The organism is Mucilaginibacter aquaedulcis, from assembly GCF_030409325.1.
Classification (GTDB): domain Bacteria; phylum Bacteroidota; class Bacteroidia; order Sphingobacteriales; family Sphingobacteriaceae; genus Mucilaginibacter; species Mucilaginibacter aquaedulcis.
Genome location: NZ_JAUFPR010000002.1, coordinates 2,127,238 through 2,143,285, shown reverse-complemented (window position 1 = coordinate 2,143,285; position 16,048 = coordinate 2,127,238). Strand labels below are relative to the sequence as shown.

Here is a 16,048-nt window from a genome sequence, read left to right as displayed (position 1 = left end):
ATTGTGATAATATGCCCAGATGATGTGAAATAATATAACCCCATGAAAAACTACATAAAACCATCCGAATGGAGCATTATTGAAGAAGGCTTCGATCCGCATTATCATCAAATATCTGAGAGTATATTTAGTTTGGGTAACGGCCGCATGGGCCAGCGCGCCAATTTTGAGGAAACCTATAGTGGGCAATCGTTATTGGGTAACTACGTTGCCGGGGTTTACTATCCTGATAAAACCCGTGTAGGCTGGTGGAAAAACGGCTATCCCGAATATTTTGCCAAGGTACTCAACGCCGCCAACTGGACTATCATTGATATTAACCTTGATGGCGAACAGCTCGACCTGGCTAAATGCGAGGTAAGCAGTTTTCGACGGGAGCTGAACATGAAGGATGGTTTCCTTAAACGGAACTTTCGGGCAAAAACAGCCGGTGGCAAAGAGGTAGAGGTAGAAGCTATCCGTTTTTGCAGTATGGTTGATGATGAGGCCGCGGCCATAAAATATACCATCAGCCCCATAAATTTCAGCGGAACGATCACCATCACCCCAGCCATTGATGGTGATGTAATGAACAAGGATTCTAACTACGATGAAAAATTTTGGGACGAGATAGGCAAAGCCAATCAGCCCAATGGTGGTTATGTGGTAATGCGCACTAAAAAAACAGGCTTTGAGGTGGCAACCGGTATGCAATTCAGCGTATTGCAAAACGGCCAGGTTGTACAGCCTCAGGCAGAGGCCATTATTAAAGAAAAATATGTGGGCTCAAAAATTACCTTGCAGGCGCAGCAGGGGCAAAGCATCAGTATTATTAAATACGTAACTAATTTATCGTCGCAGAATCATCAGCCCGAAAAACTGGTTGATCATTTAAACAATACATTAAACCGCATCAGCACCAAAGGTTTTGATACCATGCTGGCCGAACAAGCCGCGGCATGGGCCAAAAAGTGGGAGCATAACGATATTATTATTGAGGGTGATGTTTCGGCGCAGCAGGCCATCCGTTTTAATATTTTCCAGCTTAACCAAACTTATACCGGCGAGGATGACCGCCTTAACATTGGCCCCAAAGGTTTCACCGGCGAAAAATACGGAGGCTCAACTTATTGGGATACCGAGGCTTACTGTGTGCCTTTTTACCTGGCCACTGCCGATCAAAAGGTTACCCGTAACCTACTGCTGTACCGCTATAAACAATTAGGCAAAGCCATTGAAAATGCCGCATTATTGGGCTTTAAAGATGGCGCTGCCCTTTACCCTATGGTTACAATGGATGGTACCGAATCGCATAATGAATGGGAGATCACCTTTGAGGAGATCCACCGTAACGGGGCTATTGCTTACGCTATATTTAACTACGTACGCTACACCGGCGATGAAACTTACCTGGCCGATTACGGGTTGGAAGTGCTGATAGCCATTGCCCGGTTCTGGTCGCAGCGGGTGAGCTGGTCGCAGGATAAAGAGCAATATGTAATGCTGGGCGTTACCGGGCCAAACGAGTACGAAAATAATGTGAATAACAACTGGTATACCAGCACACTGGCCACCTGGTGTATGGATTATGCCATGCGGGTTATTGAAAAGGTAAAGGCATCGGCCCCGGAAAAATACACCGCATTAGCAGCCAGAATAAAGTTTGATGAAGCCGCGGAAACCTCAAGGTACAAGCACATCATCGAAAAAATGTATTACGGGTACGATGAAAAGCTGCAGGTGTTTTTGCAGCAAGACGGCTACCTGGATAAAGAACAGATATTGGTAAAAGACCTTCCCGCCACTGATCGCCCGCTGAACCAGAAATGGAGCTGGGACAGGATATTGCGTTCCTGCTATATTAAACAGGCCGATGTGTTGCAGGGGATCTACTTTTTTGAAGATCAGTATGATATAGATACCATCCGCCGCAATTTTGATTTTTATGAGCCTCGTACAGTTCATGAGTCGTCCTTGTCGCCCTGTGTTCACGCTATTTTGGCTGCCAAACTGGGTGACGAGGCCCGGGCCTACGAGTTTTACCTCCGCACCGCCCGTTTAGACCTCGACGATTACAATAACGATACCGAGGATGGCTGCCATATCACTTCAATGGCCGGCACATGGATGTCGGTAGTAGAAGGTTTTGGAGGGATGCGGGTACGCGATGGTAAGCTGTCGTTTCAGCCTTTTATTCCCGAAAAATGGTCGTCGTTTTCATTTCACATCGGTTTCCGCGGAGCATTGCTCAACGTTAAGGTAAGTAAGGATGGGGTAAATATCAAAAACGCTTCTGCCACGCAGGTAACTGTAGTAGTGTTTGGCAAGGAGCAAGTGGTTGAGGGGAATGGGGAAGTGCAGATAAAAACAAACTAAATGAATACAGATCATAAACTTATTATATACCAGTTATTACCACGTTTATTTGGCAATAGTCAAACGCTTAATAGGCCGAACGGCTCAATTGTAGAAAATGGCGTTGGTAAACTAAATGATATTACCGATTCGGCTCTGCAACAAATTAAGGGTATGGGTTTTACCCATGTGTGGTATACAGGCGTAATTGAACACGCCACCATGACTGATCATACCGCGTTCGGCATCGCCAATGATGATCCGGATATTGTGAAGGGCAGGGCTGGCTCTCCCTATGCCATTAAGGATTATTATGATATAGCGCCCGACCTTGCCGTTGATGTTAAAAACCGCATCGGTGAATACGAGGCGCTGATTACCCGTACCCATAATAACGGCTTAAAGGTACTGATGGACCTGGTACCCAACCACGTGGCCCGTACCTATGGGTCTGATGTAAAGCCTGAAGGCGTACGCGATTTCGGGCAAGACGATGATCAAACCAAGGCCTTTGATGCCCGCAATGATTTTTATTATATCCCCGGTCAGCCGTTTGTGGTACCGGCAGGCTATAATCCCGGCGGCGATGAATTTGCAAGCGAGTTAAAAGACGGTCATTTTAACGAGAACCCGGCAAAAGCTACCGGCAACGATGTGTTCAGCGCCACGCCATCTATCAATGATTGGTTCGAGACCATGAAGCTTAACTATGGGGTTGATTATCTGAATGGCAGGTGGGGGCATTTTGATCCAATACCTCCGTTGTGGAATAAGTTATATGATATTTTAATATACTGGAGCCAAAAAGGAATTGATGGTTTCCGTTGCGATATGGTAGAGATGGTGCCTATTGAATTTTGGGGTTGGGTAATTCCCAAACTTAAGGAAACGTATCCCAACGTGATCTTCATTGGCGAAGCATACGACAAAAGCAAATACAACGACTATATTTTCAGGGGCGGGTTTGACTACCTGTATGATAAGGTAGGCTTGTACGATGCCGTTAAGCGCCTCACCCGTAACGATTACGGCGCAAGTACCTGGGAAATCAATAACGTGTGGAACCACCACACCCACGATATTGACCGGTACATGCTTCGCTTTATGGAAAATCATGACGAGCAGCGCATCGCCTCCGAATATTTTGCCGGTAACCCATGGCTGGCCGTACCGGGCATGATCGTGACTGCAACCATGAACACGGGCCCTGTAATGATCTATTTCGGCCAGGAAGTTGGCGAGCCAGCCTTAGGTGAGCAAGGCTTTAGCGGAAACGACGGTCGCACATCCATATTTGATTATTGCGGCATACCCGAGCATCAGAAATGGTTGAATAATGGTACTTATGATGGCATACAGCTATCAGCCGCTCAAAAAAACCTGCGTGCATTTTATCAGAAATTACTGAACACGGTGCGCAAAAATGAGGCATTAAAAGGTGGTGCTTTTTATGAGCTGATGATGGCCAACGAGCATCAGCCGGGTTTTGATCAGTTGTTGTATATTTATCTGAGATATACCGATCAACAACGTATATTAGTGATTACCAATTTTAACCGTAGCGAACGCGCTTTGGTTGTTAAGCTACCTAACGATTTATTAACGAAGCTAAACCTTACCGGCCAAAAAGAATTTACTGATTTGCTGAGTGATGTTAAGTTTAGTACAGATAATATCAATAATGGGGTAAGCGTGGTTTTACCCGCCTCAGGCGGTTTGCTGTTGGAGTTTTAAGATTGGGTATTTTAGTAACGCTTTCATTATTGTCACTGCGAGCGATATCGTGTCAGTCGCAGACTTTACAGAGGCTTTTGTGGTTCGCGATTGCTTCGTTCCTCGCAATGACACAGATAGAAAAAACCCTCTCCTTTGGAGAGGGTTGGGTGAGGCTTTTTTTTAACATAAACCATAAACCAATAACCAGCACATGGAAGCAATCATAGCTCAAAAACCAAGATTAAGCTTTTGGCAGATATTTAATATGAGCTTTGGCTTTCTGGGTATCCAGTTTGGGTTTGCCCTGCAAACAGGCAATGCCAGCAGGATATTGCAAACCTTCGGTGCCGATGTGGAGCATTTATCATGGTTTTGGCTGGCCGCACCGCTTACCGGTATGATAGTGCAGCCTATTATTGGCCATTTCAGCGATCGTACCTGGAACCGCCTGGGCCGGCGCCGGCCCTATTTTTTAACCGGGGCAATTTTATCAGGGCTGGCTTTATTCTTTATGCCTAATTCGGCTGTACTTGCCGCTTTTATACCGCCTATAGTGGTTGGGGCAAGCATGCTCATGATCATGGATGCATCCTTTAACGTAGCTATGGAACCTTTCCGGGCATTGGTGGCCGATAACCTTCCGGCCAGCCAGCACAGCACCGGGTTCTCCATGCAAACTGTACTGATAGGGGTAGGGGCCGTAATTGGCTCATGGCTACCTTATGTTTTTGCCGAGTGGCTTGGCGTCGCCAAAACCGCTGCCCCAGGCCACATCCCCGCCAATGTAATCTACTCCTTTTATATCGGCGGAGCGGTGCTCATCGCGTCTATATTGTGGACAGTGATCCGTACCAAAGAGTATTCACCCGAGGAATATGCCACTTTCCACCCGGCCGAGGTTCATGAACCCGAAACAAAAAAAGGCGGCATAGCGCAAATCCTAACCGATTTAGCTCATATGCCAGTAACTATGAAACAACTGGGACTTGTGCAATTTTTTTCATGGTTCGCCTTGTTCTCAATGTGGGTATTTACCACCCCGGCCCTGGCCGAGCATGTGTACAAAGTGAAACCCGGAGATACTACTTCTGTAGCTTATAATGATGCCGGTAACTGGATAGGGGTACTGTTTGGCATTTATAACCTGGTTTCGGCCATATATGCTTGTTTCCTGCCCGCAATAGCAAAGGCCACCAGCCGTAAAATGGCGCATGCGTTTTCCTTAAGTATGGGTGGGCTTGGCCTCATATCCATGTATTTTGTTACCAATCCTAACCTGCTTATCTTATCAATGGTAGGTATCGGTTTAGCATGGGGCAGCATTTTAGCTATGCCTTATGCTATATTATCAAGCTCAATACCAGCCAAAAAGATGGGCGTATACATGGGTATCTTTAATTTTTTCATCACTTTTCCGCAGATTGTGAATGGTGTTTTTGGCGGCCCTATAGTTAAATATTTTTATCATGGCCATGCTATTTACGCCATTGTTATGGCGGGCGTGTTTATGCTGCTGGCAGCACTTTCGGTGTTAAGGGTTCATGACAATAAAAAATTGATATAAAAATTAAATTAAATTTAAGATAATATGCTCAACTGGCACGGTTAATGATTTTTTCGTTAATTCAATTATTGTATATTGCGTAGCATGTACACTTTGAGCATATTTGCAGACCCCCTAAATGAATTGAATGGAAAGTAATATACCAAACGAGGAACCGATAAACAATAAGTTAGTTGAAACTGAAAAATTGATTGACGAAGAAGAAGAAGAGTTTCACCATTTAAATAACCCTGCTGATGGCATTAAGCCCATCATAAAAAAATACCTGGGTACCCCGAATCATGCCGATCAGATAGGTAACAAATTCTATTTTACCGATGGCGATGCCAAGGTTGAGGTAGTGGTAGTTACCGATCAGATTATCCGTGTGAGGCTTGCACCGCACGGCGTTTTTCTGGAAGAGTTTTCTTACGCAGTACCTAAGTTAGAGCATAAAGCCACTGAATTTACTTTGTATGAAGACGAAGATGAATTTCGGGTTGCTACTAAATCGATAAATTGCCACCTCCGCAAAAAGGATTTCTTTATTTCTTTTTCTGATAGCAATAGCCACGTAACCAGTTCAGATGCTGTGCCTATGCACTGGGAAGAGAACGTGAAGTTTGGCGGTTACTATGTGTTTTGTACCAAAACCTGCCATCCCGACGAGAGCTTTTTTGGCCTGGGCGATAAGCCAACCGAGTTTAACCTGCGCGGCAAACGTTTAAAGAACTGGAATACCGATGCGTATTCGTTTCAGTGGAACCAGGATCCGCTTTACCGCAGTATCCCTTTTTACATTAGTGTAAATGAAGGTATTGCCCATGGTATTTTCTTTGATAATACCTTTAAGGCACAGTTTGACTTTGGCGGCGAAGATACCACCAAAACAAGTTTCTGGGCCGATGGCGGCGAGCTGCAGTATTATTACATACACGGCCCGCACATGATGGATGTGGTAAAAAGCTACCACATTTTAACCGGTACACACCCTATGCCGCCGCTATGGGCGCTGGGTTATCACCAATGCCGCTGGAGCTATTATCCGGAAGCTAAAGTGAAAAAGATAACCCGTGGTTTCCGTGAAAACAAAATTCCTTGCGATGGTATTTACCTCGACATTGATTATATGGACGGCTACCGCTGTTTCACCTGGAACCGTAAATATTTCCCTGATCCTAAAAAGATGATCAGTGAGCTGGCGGCCGATGGGTTTAAAACAGTAGTAATTATTGACCCGGGTATTCGTGTTGATGATAATTACGAGGTATTTAAAGAGGGCAAGGAGAAAAGATATTTCTGCCGCCGCAGTGATGACTACTTTATGGAAGGTCACGTATGGCCGGGCCGCTGCCAGTTCCCTGATTTTACCAACCCTGAGGTACGTACCTGGTGGGGCGGTTTGTTTGACGAACTGGTGCAAATGGGCGTAGCCGGTGTTTGGAACGATATGAATGAGCCGGCCGTATTTGGCGCGGGCACTTTCCCTGACGATGTTCGTCACCAGTATGATGGCTTCCGCGGATCGCACCGCAAGGCGCATAACGTATACGGTATGCAGATGGTACGCTCAACCTATGAGGGTTTGCGTAAGATCATGAAAAATAAACGCCCTTTCACTATCACCAGGGCGGGTTACTCGGGCGTACAGCGTTTTTCATCGGTATGGACGGGTGATAACGTGGCCTCATGGGAGCATTTGAAACTGGGCAATATCCAGTGCCAGCGTTTATCTATCTCTGGTATACCTTTCTGCGGTACAGATATTGGTGGTTTTAGCGGCGAACCTGATGGCGAACTGTTTACCCGCTGGATACAGATGGGCACCTTCTCGCCGTTTATGCGCGCGCACTCTGCAGGTGATACCAAGGAACGTGAGCCATGGAGCTTTGGCGAGCCTTTTACGGCCATTAACCGTAAGTTTATTGAGCTGCGTTACCGTTTGATCCCTTACCTGTACTCCACCTTTTGGGAGCATCACCGTTATGGCTTTCCTATTTTGAGGCCGATAGTGATGCATGAGCAGGATGAGAAATTAAATCACTTCCGCCAGGATGAGTTTACTTATGGCGATAAAATATTGGTTTGCCCGGTAATGGAACCAGGCCAGATTAAGAGGAATGTTTACCTGCCAAAAGGCAAATGGTTCAATTTCTGGACGTATGAAGTAGTGGACGGTGGCAAAGAAGTTAATGTGGCAACACCGCTTGAAATCATGCCTGTATTTGTAAAGGCAGGTTCGGTAATACCGGAGTATCCGGTAATGCAGTACGTGGGTCAGCACGAAATTGAAGAGGTTAAACTGAATATATACTACACCGATTACGAAGTAAACTCCTTCCTGTTTGAAGATTACGGCGAAACATTTGCCTACGAACAGGATATTTACCTGGAGAAAAAATTTGTGGTGAACGGAAACTCGCGCGAGCTGAGCATCCAGCAAAGTATGGAAGGTTTGTATACCCCACGTTATGAGGGCTATCACCTGAATATTATTGGTTTACCATTTAAACCCGCCAAAATAATAGCCGACGGCAAGGTGGTAAGCGATTTCACCATAAACCCCGAGGGTACGGTAGAGTTCAAATTCAGCAAGAACTTTAAGCGAATTGAAATAACACGATAATACGAAAGGCCCCGGAAACGGGGCCTTTTTTGATTTAAAAGCATGATTGTTGGTGATAATGCATAGATGTTCGGAAGATTATCCATTCCCTCCTTGGGGAGGGGTGCGGTGGAATTGTGTAATGGCAGGGAGGGGTTTATACGCCATTTCAAACGAATAAGTCTGACCCCTGAAACCCCTCCCTACACCCTCCCAGGGGAGGGAATCGCAGAGGCCCTCTCTTTTTTATATCTTCCGAACACCAATGGTGACAACACGAACAATAGTTTTCCAAAAAAATAAACTGTTGTCCTTTCGAAGCCTCGTGAGAGGACTTGAGTAAAGAGAGGGTGAGAAATCTTCTGCGGTACGAACTTTTCGAGTATACAAGATTTCTCTTCGTACCTCATCGAAATGACAAGCTATTTATTTAACCAAATAAATTCAAACCTAAAGGCGAGCCCTAATTACCCCTTTTCGCTAAAAAAATCGTATATTTATATCAAACGGCCCAGTGTTTACTTTAAACAGTAATACCGGGCCGTTTGATTAAGGAGATAAGAACTCCAAAATTTGTTAGTTGACAGTAAGTGTATTGATAGTCAATTGTTTAATGCTTTTTAAAGTTTTTAAAACACACCAAAACTGATTTAAAACAGCTAAAAGCAGTAGTTTTTCAATAAAAATGGGTCATTTTCATCTTTTTTTGGCCTGTTTCTACGTCAAAAAGTGTTAAAATAAAATTTTAAAAAGTTTTTAGCTGGGGTTCAGTTCCAAATAACAGGCCAAACTATAATCATTTAAATCAAATCAAAATCATTTAAATCCTGTTATATTTGATAGTGTAAACCAAACTCATTTCCGTAAATTGGGTTATTCTAAAACACCTTAACAGGTACCATATCATGGCCAAACAAACAAAGAAAACCGAGAACCCTTCACCGGAACAAGAAACCGCAAAAGAAACCAAAGCTGTAAAAGCAAAAGCAACTGCCAAAGCTGCCGCGCCTGCAAGCAAAGCTGCGTCGGCAAAAACAGCCAAGCCAAAAGCAACAAAGCCTGCTGCCGAAAGCACCCCGGAGCCTACACCAAAAGCTGCCAAAACAAAGGTGGCCGCCAAAACAACCCATGTTATGCTGAACGCAGTTGAACCATACAGTCGTTTCACCGATTTTGATATCTCTTTATTTAAGTCGGGAAAGCATTATAAGCTGTACGAAAAATTTGGTTCGCATGTGGTGGAGCATAAGGAAGTTGTGGGGACCTATTTTTCGGTTTGGGCGCCAAACGCGCAGTATGTTTCGGTAATAGGTAATTTCAACGGCTGGAACCGCGCTTCGCACAGTTTGTTTAGTCGCTGGGATTCGTCGGGTATATGGGAAGGTTTTATCCCTAATGTTGGTGTTGGCGAAACTTATAAATACTATATCAAATCATCAACCGGCGAGGATCTGGAAAAAAGCGACCCTTTTGCCCTACGCTGGGAATTACCTCCCCGCACAGCATCCATAGTAGCCGATACCTTCTATGAATGGAAAGACGACAGCTGGATGGCCAATAGGCATGAACATAATGGCATTGATCGCCCTTACAGTGTGTATGAGGTGCATTTGGGTTCCTGGGCACGTAACCCAGAAAGTCCTGATGAATTTTTAACCTATACGCAGCTGGCTCATAAACTGGTACCATATGTTAAGGAAATGGGCTTTACCCATGTGGAGTTTATGCCAATCATGGAGCACCCATTTTATCCGAGCTGGGGTTACCAGGTTTCAGGATATTTTGCCGCGGCTTCGCGCTATGGTTCACCCCAGGAGCTGATGTTTTTGATCGAGAAATTTCACGAGGCTGGTGTTGGTGTAATTTTAGATTGGGTACCATCACACTTCCCGGGAGATATACATGCCCTTTACAGGTTTGATGGCACGCACCTTTATGAACATGCTGATACCCGTAAAGGCTTTCACCCAGATTGGAAATCATATATATTCAACTACGGCCGCAACGAGGTTAGGGCATTCCTGATCAGTAACGCGCTGTTCTGGCTTGATAGGTACCATGCCGATGGTTTGCGGGTTGATGCTGTGGCTTCTATGCTCTATCTTGATTATTCACGTAACCACGGTGAGTGGGAACCCAATATTTATGGAGGTAACGAAAACCTGGAAGCTATATCGTTCCTGAAAGAGTTTAACGAGGCGGTTTACAGTCACTTCCCATCTACCCAAACCATTGCCGAAGAATCTACCTCGTTTACAGGGGTGAGTCGCCCGGTTTATTTGGGTGGTTTAGGTTTTGGTATGAAATGGATGATGGGCTGGATGCACGATACCATAGGCTATTTTAAAGAGGATCCGATACACCGTAAATATCACCATAACGAGATTACCTTCAGTACTATATATGCCTTTACTGAAAACTTTATGCTGCCTTTTTCGCACGATGAGGTGGTTTACGGCAAAGGCTCAATGCTGCGCAAAATGCCTGGCGACGAGTGGCAGCAATTTGCTAACCTGCGCCTGATGTACAGCTATATGTTCACGCACCCCGGCACCAAACTACTGTTTATGGGAGCCGAATTTGGTCAGGGCGATGAGTGGAACTTTGGCCAGTCGCTGCAATGGCATGTGCTGGAGTATGCCAATCACCAGGGTATATCAGAAACCGTAAAAACATTAAACCACCTGTACCGAGATGAACCCGCCCTGTATGAAAAAGCGTTTAACTTTACGGGCTTTGAATGGATAGACGGGGGTAATGCCAATGATTCTATCCTGGTTTACAGACGCATGGGCCATCATGAAAAGGATGACCTGGTAATTATCCTGAATGCGACTCCTGTACCACGCCACAATTACCGCATAGGTGTTCCCTCGGCAGGTAAATGGAAAGAGATATTTAACTCAGATGCTGAAAGGCTATGGGGCAGTGGCTTAATTAATTATGACGCTGTAAGTACCGAAGCCGAAAAATGGCACGGGAAAGATAATTCAGTTGTTTTAACTATACCACCGTTGGGTGCCATAATACTAAAAAAGGTAAATAGCGACGCCCCGCCAAAATATGAGCTTAAACGCTGATATTTAAAAATATAACAGCAATGTAACCAGGTTATCTGGCCTGGTTACATTGTAAATTACGATAACCGATGAACCCTAAATTTCGTAACCTGTATATCATCATAGGGTGCTTATTGTTAATATCACTTATTGTGGAAGTAATAAGGACCTATCCGGAGGTAAGTGCTAAAGGTGTTTTACTAAACGCCCTGCCTGCTATATTATTCTTTTACCTGGCTTACAAAACATACCACGAAAAAAAGGATAGCGAACTCATGTGAGTTTGTCTTAACATTCTGGTAATAAGTAAAATAACCTTGTTCAGTAATGAACAATAGTTGTAACGAATCCGAACAGTTTTATTTATTCTTATTAAATATAATTATCTGATTGTCTGATGTTTACAATGAAGGCATATTCTTAGCTGCAAAATGGTATAAACCCCAATTGTTATGCTTAAAAATTACCTGCTGGTTGCTTTTAGAAATCTCTCTAAAAACAAAGCCTTTTCATTCATCAACATTGTTGGATTGGCAATTGGCATGGCCGCATGCCTGTTAATTTTACAATACGTAAGCTTTGAGTTGAGCTTTGATAATTTCAACGTTAAGAAAGATCGCATCTATCGCATTAACCAGGACAGGTATAATAACGGCAAGTTAAGTACCCAATGGGCTGGCGGCGCATTTGCACCGGGCAGCGCCTTTAAAACTGCCTTGCCTGATATTGAAGACTTTGTAAAGATTGTAGGAGCAGGGCAGGTTTTGGCTAATTACAAAGACCAGAAAATGGTGATCAAGAATGATTACTTTGCTGGCGAGGGCTTTTTCAATATCTTTTCATACCCACTTATCAGCGGTGACCCTAAAACGGCTTTGAAGGAGCCGTACACAGTTGTTATAACGGAAGAAGTTGCTGAAAGGCTTTTCCATAACACCAACCCAGTGGGGCAATCGGTTATAATCAATAGTGATAAACCATTAAAAATTACAGGTGTGGTTAAAAATCCACCTGTTAACAGTCATTTCAAGTTTGATTTTCTTCAATCATATGCCACGCTGTTAAAGGATAATCCGCCGAATAAAGATTTTAACCTGGATAATGCCTGGCTAAGCGATGGTTGCACCACCTACTTACTCCTGAGGCCGGGTGTTGATCCTAAAGTACTGGAAAGTAAATTTATACCTATTGTAAAAAAAGCTTACGATGCTTATAAAATTCCGGGTGAAGGCGGGGTTTATACACTGCAATCCCTGCAAAGCATCCACCTGTACTCCAATCGTATGTTTGAATTGCAGCCCAATGGTGATGGCAAGTCGGTTTATTTGCTGTTGGGTATTGCCATATTTGTGATCATCATAGCGTGGATCAATTATATTAACCTGGCTACGGCTCGTGGTATTGGCCGGGCAAAAGAAGTAGGGGTACGTAAAACATTAGGATCGGCCAAGGCTCAGCTTATTTTTCAGTTTATGCTGGAGGCCATGCTACTCAATGGTTTGGCCATATTACTGGCAGTATTGTTAATTATCATTTGCCTGCCGGTTTTCTCGCATATATCGGGCCTGCAAATGAGTTTTACCATGTTTATTAAACCCATTTTCTGGGTATCAATGCTGGGTATATTTGTCTTAGGTTCGTTCTTTAGCGGGTTTTATCCAGCCATTGTGCTTTCATCATTCAGGCCGGTTGAGGTTATGAAGGGGAAAATACTGGCATCGCCCAAAGGGGTTGTATTGCGCAAGGCCATGGTAGTGTTCCAATTTGCGGCATCTATTTTTCTGCTCATTGGTTCGCTTACCGTATTCAGGCAGTTGAAGTTTATGCAGAACCAAAAACTCGGGCTTAAAATTGATCAAACACTGGTTATAAAGCCACCGCTTATTAAAGTGGACTCATTTTATCGCGATATGAGCGCGTTTAAACAGGAATGCCTCAAGCAGTCTGCAGTTAAGAATATAACCTTATCGACATCAATTCCAGGCGAACCTATTCCATGGAACGCGGGAGGTATTAAGCTAACTACTGCCGACCAAAGCCAGGGCAAACAGTATCGCATCATTGGTGCCGATTATGATTATTTGACTGCTTATGACCAGAAACTGATCGCCGGCCGTAAATTCTCTAAAGATTATGGCGACGAACCACACAGCGTTGTGTTCAGCAAAAAAGCGGTTGAGCAGCTGGGTTTCAACAAACCTGATCAGGCTTTAGGTAAACGGATTGACTTTTGGGGACAAGTATATACCATTGTAGGTGTAGTTGATAATTTTCATCAGCAATCATTGCGCGATGCCTATGATGCCATCATTTTCCGTTGTATTCCTGATGTCAGAGGATTTGTATCGGTAAAAATCAGCACTACAAATATGCCGCAAACCGTAGCCGATCTTAAAAAAACATGGGCCGCTTACTTCCCGGGCGATCAGTTTGATTATTTCTTTTTAGATCAGCACTTTAACGAGCAATACAAAACCGATCAGCGTTTTGGGCAGGTTTTTGGCGTGTTTACAGGCATTGCCATTTTTGTGGCCTGTTTAGGTTTGTTTGGGTTGGTATCATACACCATTGTTCAGCGTACCAAAGAGATAGGTATTCGTAAGGTTTTAGGCGCTACGGTGAATAGTATTCTGAAGTTGTTGTATAAAGATTTCGCAACACTGGTAGTTGTATCGTTTATTATTTCGGCACCGCTGGCCTGGTATGCCATTTCAAAATGGCTGCAAACCTATGCTTTCAGGGTTGATATTGGTCCGCTGTTATTCATTGCACCTTTTTTAATTGTAATGATAATTGCCTTTGCTACGGTATCATACCTGAGCATAAAAGCAGCTTTAACAAATCCCGTTACCAGCTTAAAAACAGAGTAATAATAATGTAATATAAATAGGAGACTGCCTCCGGTTTAGGTGTTTACACTTAAACCGGAGCATTTTTTTGTTATTTTGGCATATGCCTGTTTTAACTACTCCGGATAAACCAACCATACCTACTTATTCCCTGCAGCAAAATGGTGACAGGTGTAATACCATGATAGAGGTACGCAAGGCCGAGGCTAATTGCGGCGATTTCAGGCTCGATCCTGCTTTCCTGATCCCTCACCGTAAAGATTATTTCCTTTTTGTATTGGTGAAACAGGGGAACAACCGGCATTGGATAGATTTTATGCCCTATGTAATTAAGCCTGATACTTTTTACTTTACCGTGCCTCAGCAAGTACATTTAAAGGAACACGCCGGCCCGATGGAGGGACTTATGCTTTGTTTTACAGAAGAGTTTTTGCAGCTGGAAGAGAACAGGATATTGCTGCATCTCCCCATTATTCAAAACCCGGCAGGGGCTCATGAATTGTTGCTCACCAAGCAGGATATGAGCTTTGTTGAGGATGTGATGCAAAAGATGCTTGCTGAGTTTGATACTGATGGTTCGTGGCGCAATCAAATGCTTACCTCATGGTTGCGGGTATTGGTAATTTACCTGAGCAGGCTGTATACCGAACAGTTTAACGAAAGGGCTATTGACCAGTGTTTCTGCGTACTTAAAAGCTTCCAATCACTTATAGGCGAGCACTACAGCACCCATCACGAAGTGGCGGCCTATGCTGAAAAGCTGAACATAACACCCGGCTACCTTACCGATGTTATTAAACAGCAAAGCGGTAAAACAGCCATCACCCATATTCATGAAAGGCTTATTGTAGAGGCTAAGCGCAGGCTGCTGCATACCGATCTTTCGGTTAAGCAAATAGCTGATGAACTTGGCTTTGAGGATGCAGCTTACTTTAACCGTTTTTTTAAACGGATAGCCGGTGTTACGCCGATAGGGTACAGGGATCAAATCCGGGAAATGTACAGTTAATGCCCTGCTATGTGCAGTGCTCATAAATTACGCCCGCTGTAGCTTTGCTATATGAGTAAACAAACAGTTTTAATAACCGGAGCCAATAAAGGTATTGGCCTGGAAACCGCCCGCCAGCTTTTAAAGGCAGGCTATCATATATTTTTAGGAAGCAGGGATAAAGACAAAGGCGATAAGGCAGTTGAACAACTAAAATCAGAGGGACTTGCCGATGTTGAATTACTGCTGATAGATGTTACCAGCGAACAATCTGTACAGCAGGCCCATGATCAGCTTGCTCAAAAGGTTGATCATCTGGATGTGCTGATCAACAATGCCGGTATTCCGGGTGCATTTCCGCAGCCTGCTACATCGGTAAGTGATGAAACTATGAAAGAGGTTTTTGAAGTAAACTTTTTTGGTGTGATTCGCACCGTTAAAGCATTTATTGATCTGTTAAAGAAAGCCGAAAACCCAAGGATAGTAAATGTTACTTCAGACCTGGGATCATTAACTTACCATAATGACCCTGACTGGGAGTATTATCATTTTAAATCAGCGGCTTACGGTCCATCAAAAACAGCGTTGAATGCTTATACTGTTGCTTTGGCTTTTGAGCTAAAAGATCAGGTTAAGGTAAACGCGGTAAACCCCGGCTACACCAATACCGAATTTAATAACAACCAGGGCCCTAAACCGGTTGAAGATGGCGCAGCACCAATTGTGGAATATGCCATGTTAGATAAAGATGGCCCTACAGGCAAATATGTAAGTGACTACGGAGAAACGCCCTGGTAATTTTGGGAGTAAGGACTTAGGGATAATGGAGTAAAGATAACAACCGTCATGCCGAATTTATTTCGGCACCCCATATGCAAAGTGTGCGCGTAGTTTGTCCTGTGGGATGCCGAAATAAATTCGGCATGACGAACTCCTTGCAAACTCAACTATGAT

General features: G+C 44.0%; 9 protein-coding genes. All 9 read left to right on the top strand.

Annotated features, from left to right (window positions below; translation table 11 throughout):
* Positions 1-42 precede the first annotated feature (42 nt).
* The 9 genes from QWZ01_RS13220 to QWZ01_RS13180 all read left to right on the top strand — a co-directional run bounded on the left by QWZ01_RS13220 (position 43) and on the right by QWZ01_RS13180 (position 15,892).
* On the top strand, positions 43-2,355 hold the full coding sequence (locus tag QWZ01_RS13220; protein ID WP_290323842.1) for a glycoside hydrolase family 65 protein: 2,313 nt from the start codon (positions 43-45) through the stop codon (positions 2,353-2,355).
* Entirely contained in the window at positions 2,356-4,068 is a 1,713-nt protein-coding gene (locus tag QWZ01_RS13215) for an alpha-amylase family glycosyl hydrolase (protein WP_290323839.1), read from the top strand. It begins immediately after the preceding gene.
* Between the two features lie 193 nt (positions 4,069-4,261).
* The gene (locus tag QWZ01_RS13210) at positions 4,262-5,614 is read left to right on the top strand and encodes an MFS transporter (protein ID WP_290323837.1); all 1,353 of its coding nucleotides are present in this window, start codon (positions 4,262-4,264) and stop codon (positions 5,612-5,614) included.
* Positions 5,615-5,741: 127 nt separating this feature from the next.
* Positions 5,742-8,219 carry a glycoside hydrolase family 31 protein gene (locus QWZ01_RS13205; protein WP_290323835.1) on the top strand — a complete coding sequence of 826 codons (2,478 nt, stop codon included), beginning with the start codon at positions 5,742-5,744 and terminating at the stop codon, positions 8,217-8,219.
* Between the two features lie 1,112 nt (positions 8,220-9,331).
* Positions 9,332-11,278, top strand: coding sequence for a 1,4-alpha-glucan branching protein GlgB (glgB, locus tag QWZ01_RS13200; RefSeq protein ID WP_290324623.1), 1,947 nt, complete (start codon positions 9,332-9,334; stop codon positions 11,276-11,278).
* Between the two features lie 68 nt (positions 11,279-11,346).
* Complete coding sequence (locus tag QWZ01_RS13195) at positions 11,347-11,538, top strand: hypothetical protein (protein ID WP_290323832.1); 192 nt, start codon at positions 11,347-11,349, stop codon at positions 11,536-11,538.
* A 171-nt stretch (positions 11,539-11,709) separates the two neighbouring features.
* A complete protein-coding gene (locus QWZ01_RS13190) occupies positions 11,710-14,127 on the top strand; it encodes an ABC transporter permease (protein WP_290323830.1) in 2,418 nt (805 codons plus the stop codon).
* A gap of 82 nt (positions 14,128-14,209) precedes the next feature.
* Positions 14,210-15,115 (top strand): helix-turn-helix domain-containing protein, encoded by a 906-nt coding sequence (locus QWZ01_RS13185; protein WP_290323828.1) that lies wholly within the window; start codon positions 14,210-14,212, stop codon positions 15,113-15,115.
* 51 nt (positions 15,116-15,166) lie between these two features.
* The gene (locus QWZ01_RS13180; protein WP_290323826.1) at positions 15,167-15,892 is read left to right on the top strand and encodes an SDR family oxidoreductase; all 726 of its coding nucleotides are present in this window, start codon (positions 15,167-15,169) and stop codon (positions 15,890-15,892) included.
* Positions 15,893-16,048 lie beyond the last annotated feature (156 nt).

Bases quoted from the DNA above. Each gene is read 5' to 3' on its own strand.
- QWZ01_RS13185 (WP_290323828.1), top strand. From the start codon at position 14,210: ATGCCTGTTTTAACTACTCCGGATAAACCAACCATACCTACTTATTCC.
- QWZ01_RS13205 (WP_290323835.1), top strand. From the start codon at position 5,742: ATGGAAAGTAATATACCAAACGAGGAACCGATAAACAATAAGTTAGTT.
- QWZ01_RS13180 (WP_290323826.1), top strand. From the start codon at position 15,167: ATGAGTAAACAAACAGTTTTAATAACCGGAGCCAATAAAGGTATTGGC.
- QWZ01_RS13220 (WP_290323842.1), top strand. From the start codon at position 43: ATGAAAAACTACATAAAACCATCCGAATGGAGCATTATTGAAGAAGGC.
- QWZ01_RS13195 (WP_290323832.1), top strand. From the start codon at position 11,347: ATGAACCCTAAATTTCGTAACCTGTATATCATCATAGGGTGCTTATTG.
- glgB (WP_290324623.1), top strand. From the start codon at position 9,332: ATGCTGAACGCAGTTGAACCATACAGTCGTTTCACCGATTTTGATATC.
- QWZ01_RS13210 (WP_290323837.1), top strand. From the start codon at position 4,262: ATGGAAGCAATCATAGCTCAAAAACCAAGATTAAGCTTTTGGCAGATA.
- QWZ01_RS13190 (WP_290323830.1), top strand. From the start codon at position 11,710: ATGCTTAAAAATTACCTGCTGGTTGCTTTTAGAAATCTCTCTAAAAAC.
- QWZ01_RS13215 (WP_290323839.1), top strand. From the start codon at position 2,356: ATGAATACAGATCATAAACTTATTATATACCAGTTATTACCACGTTTA.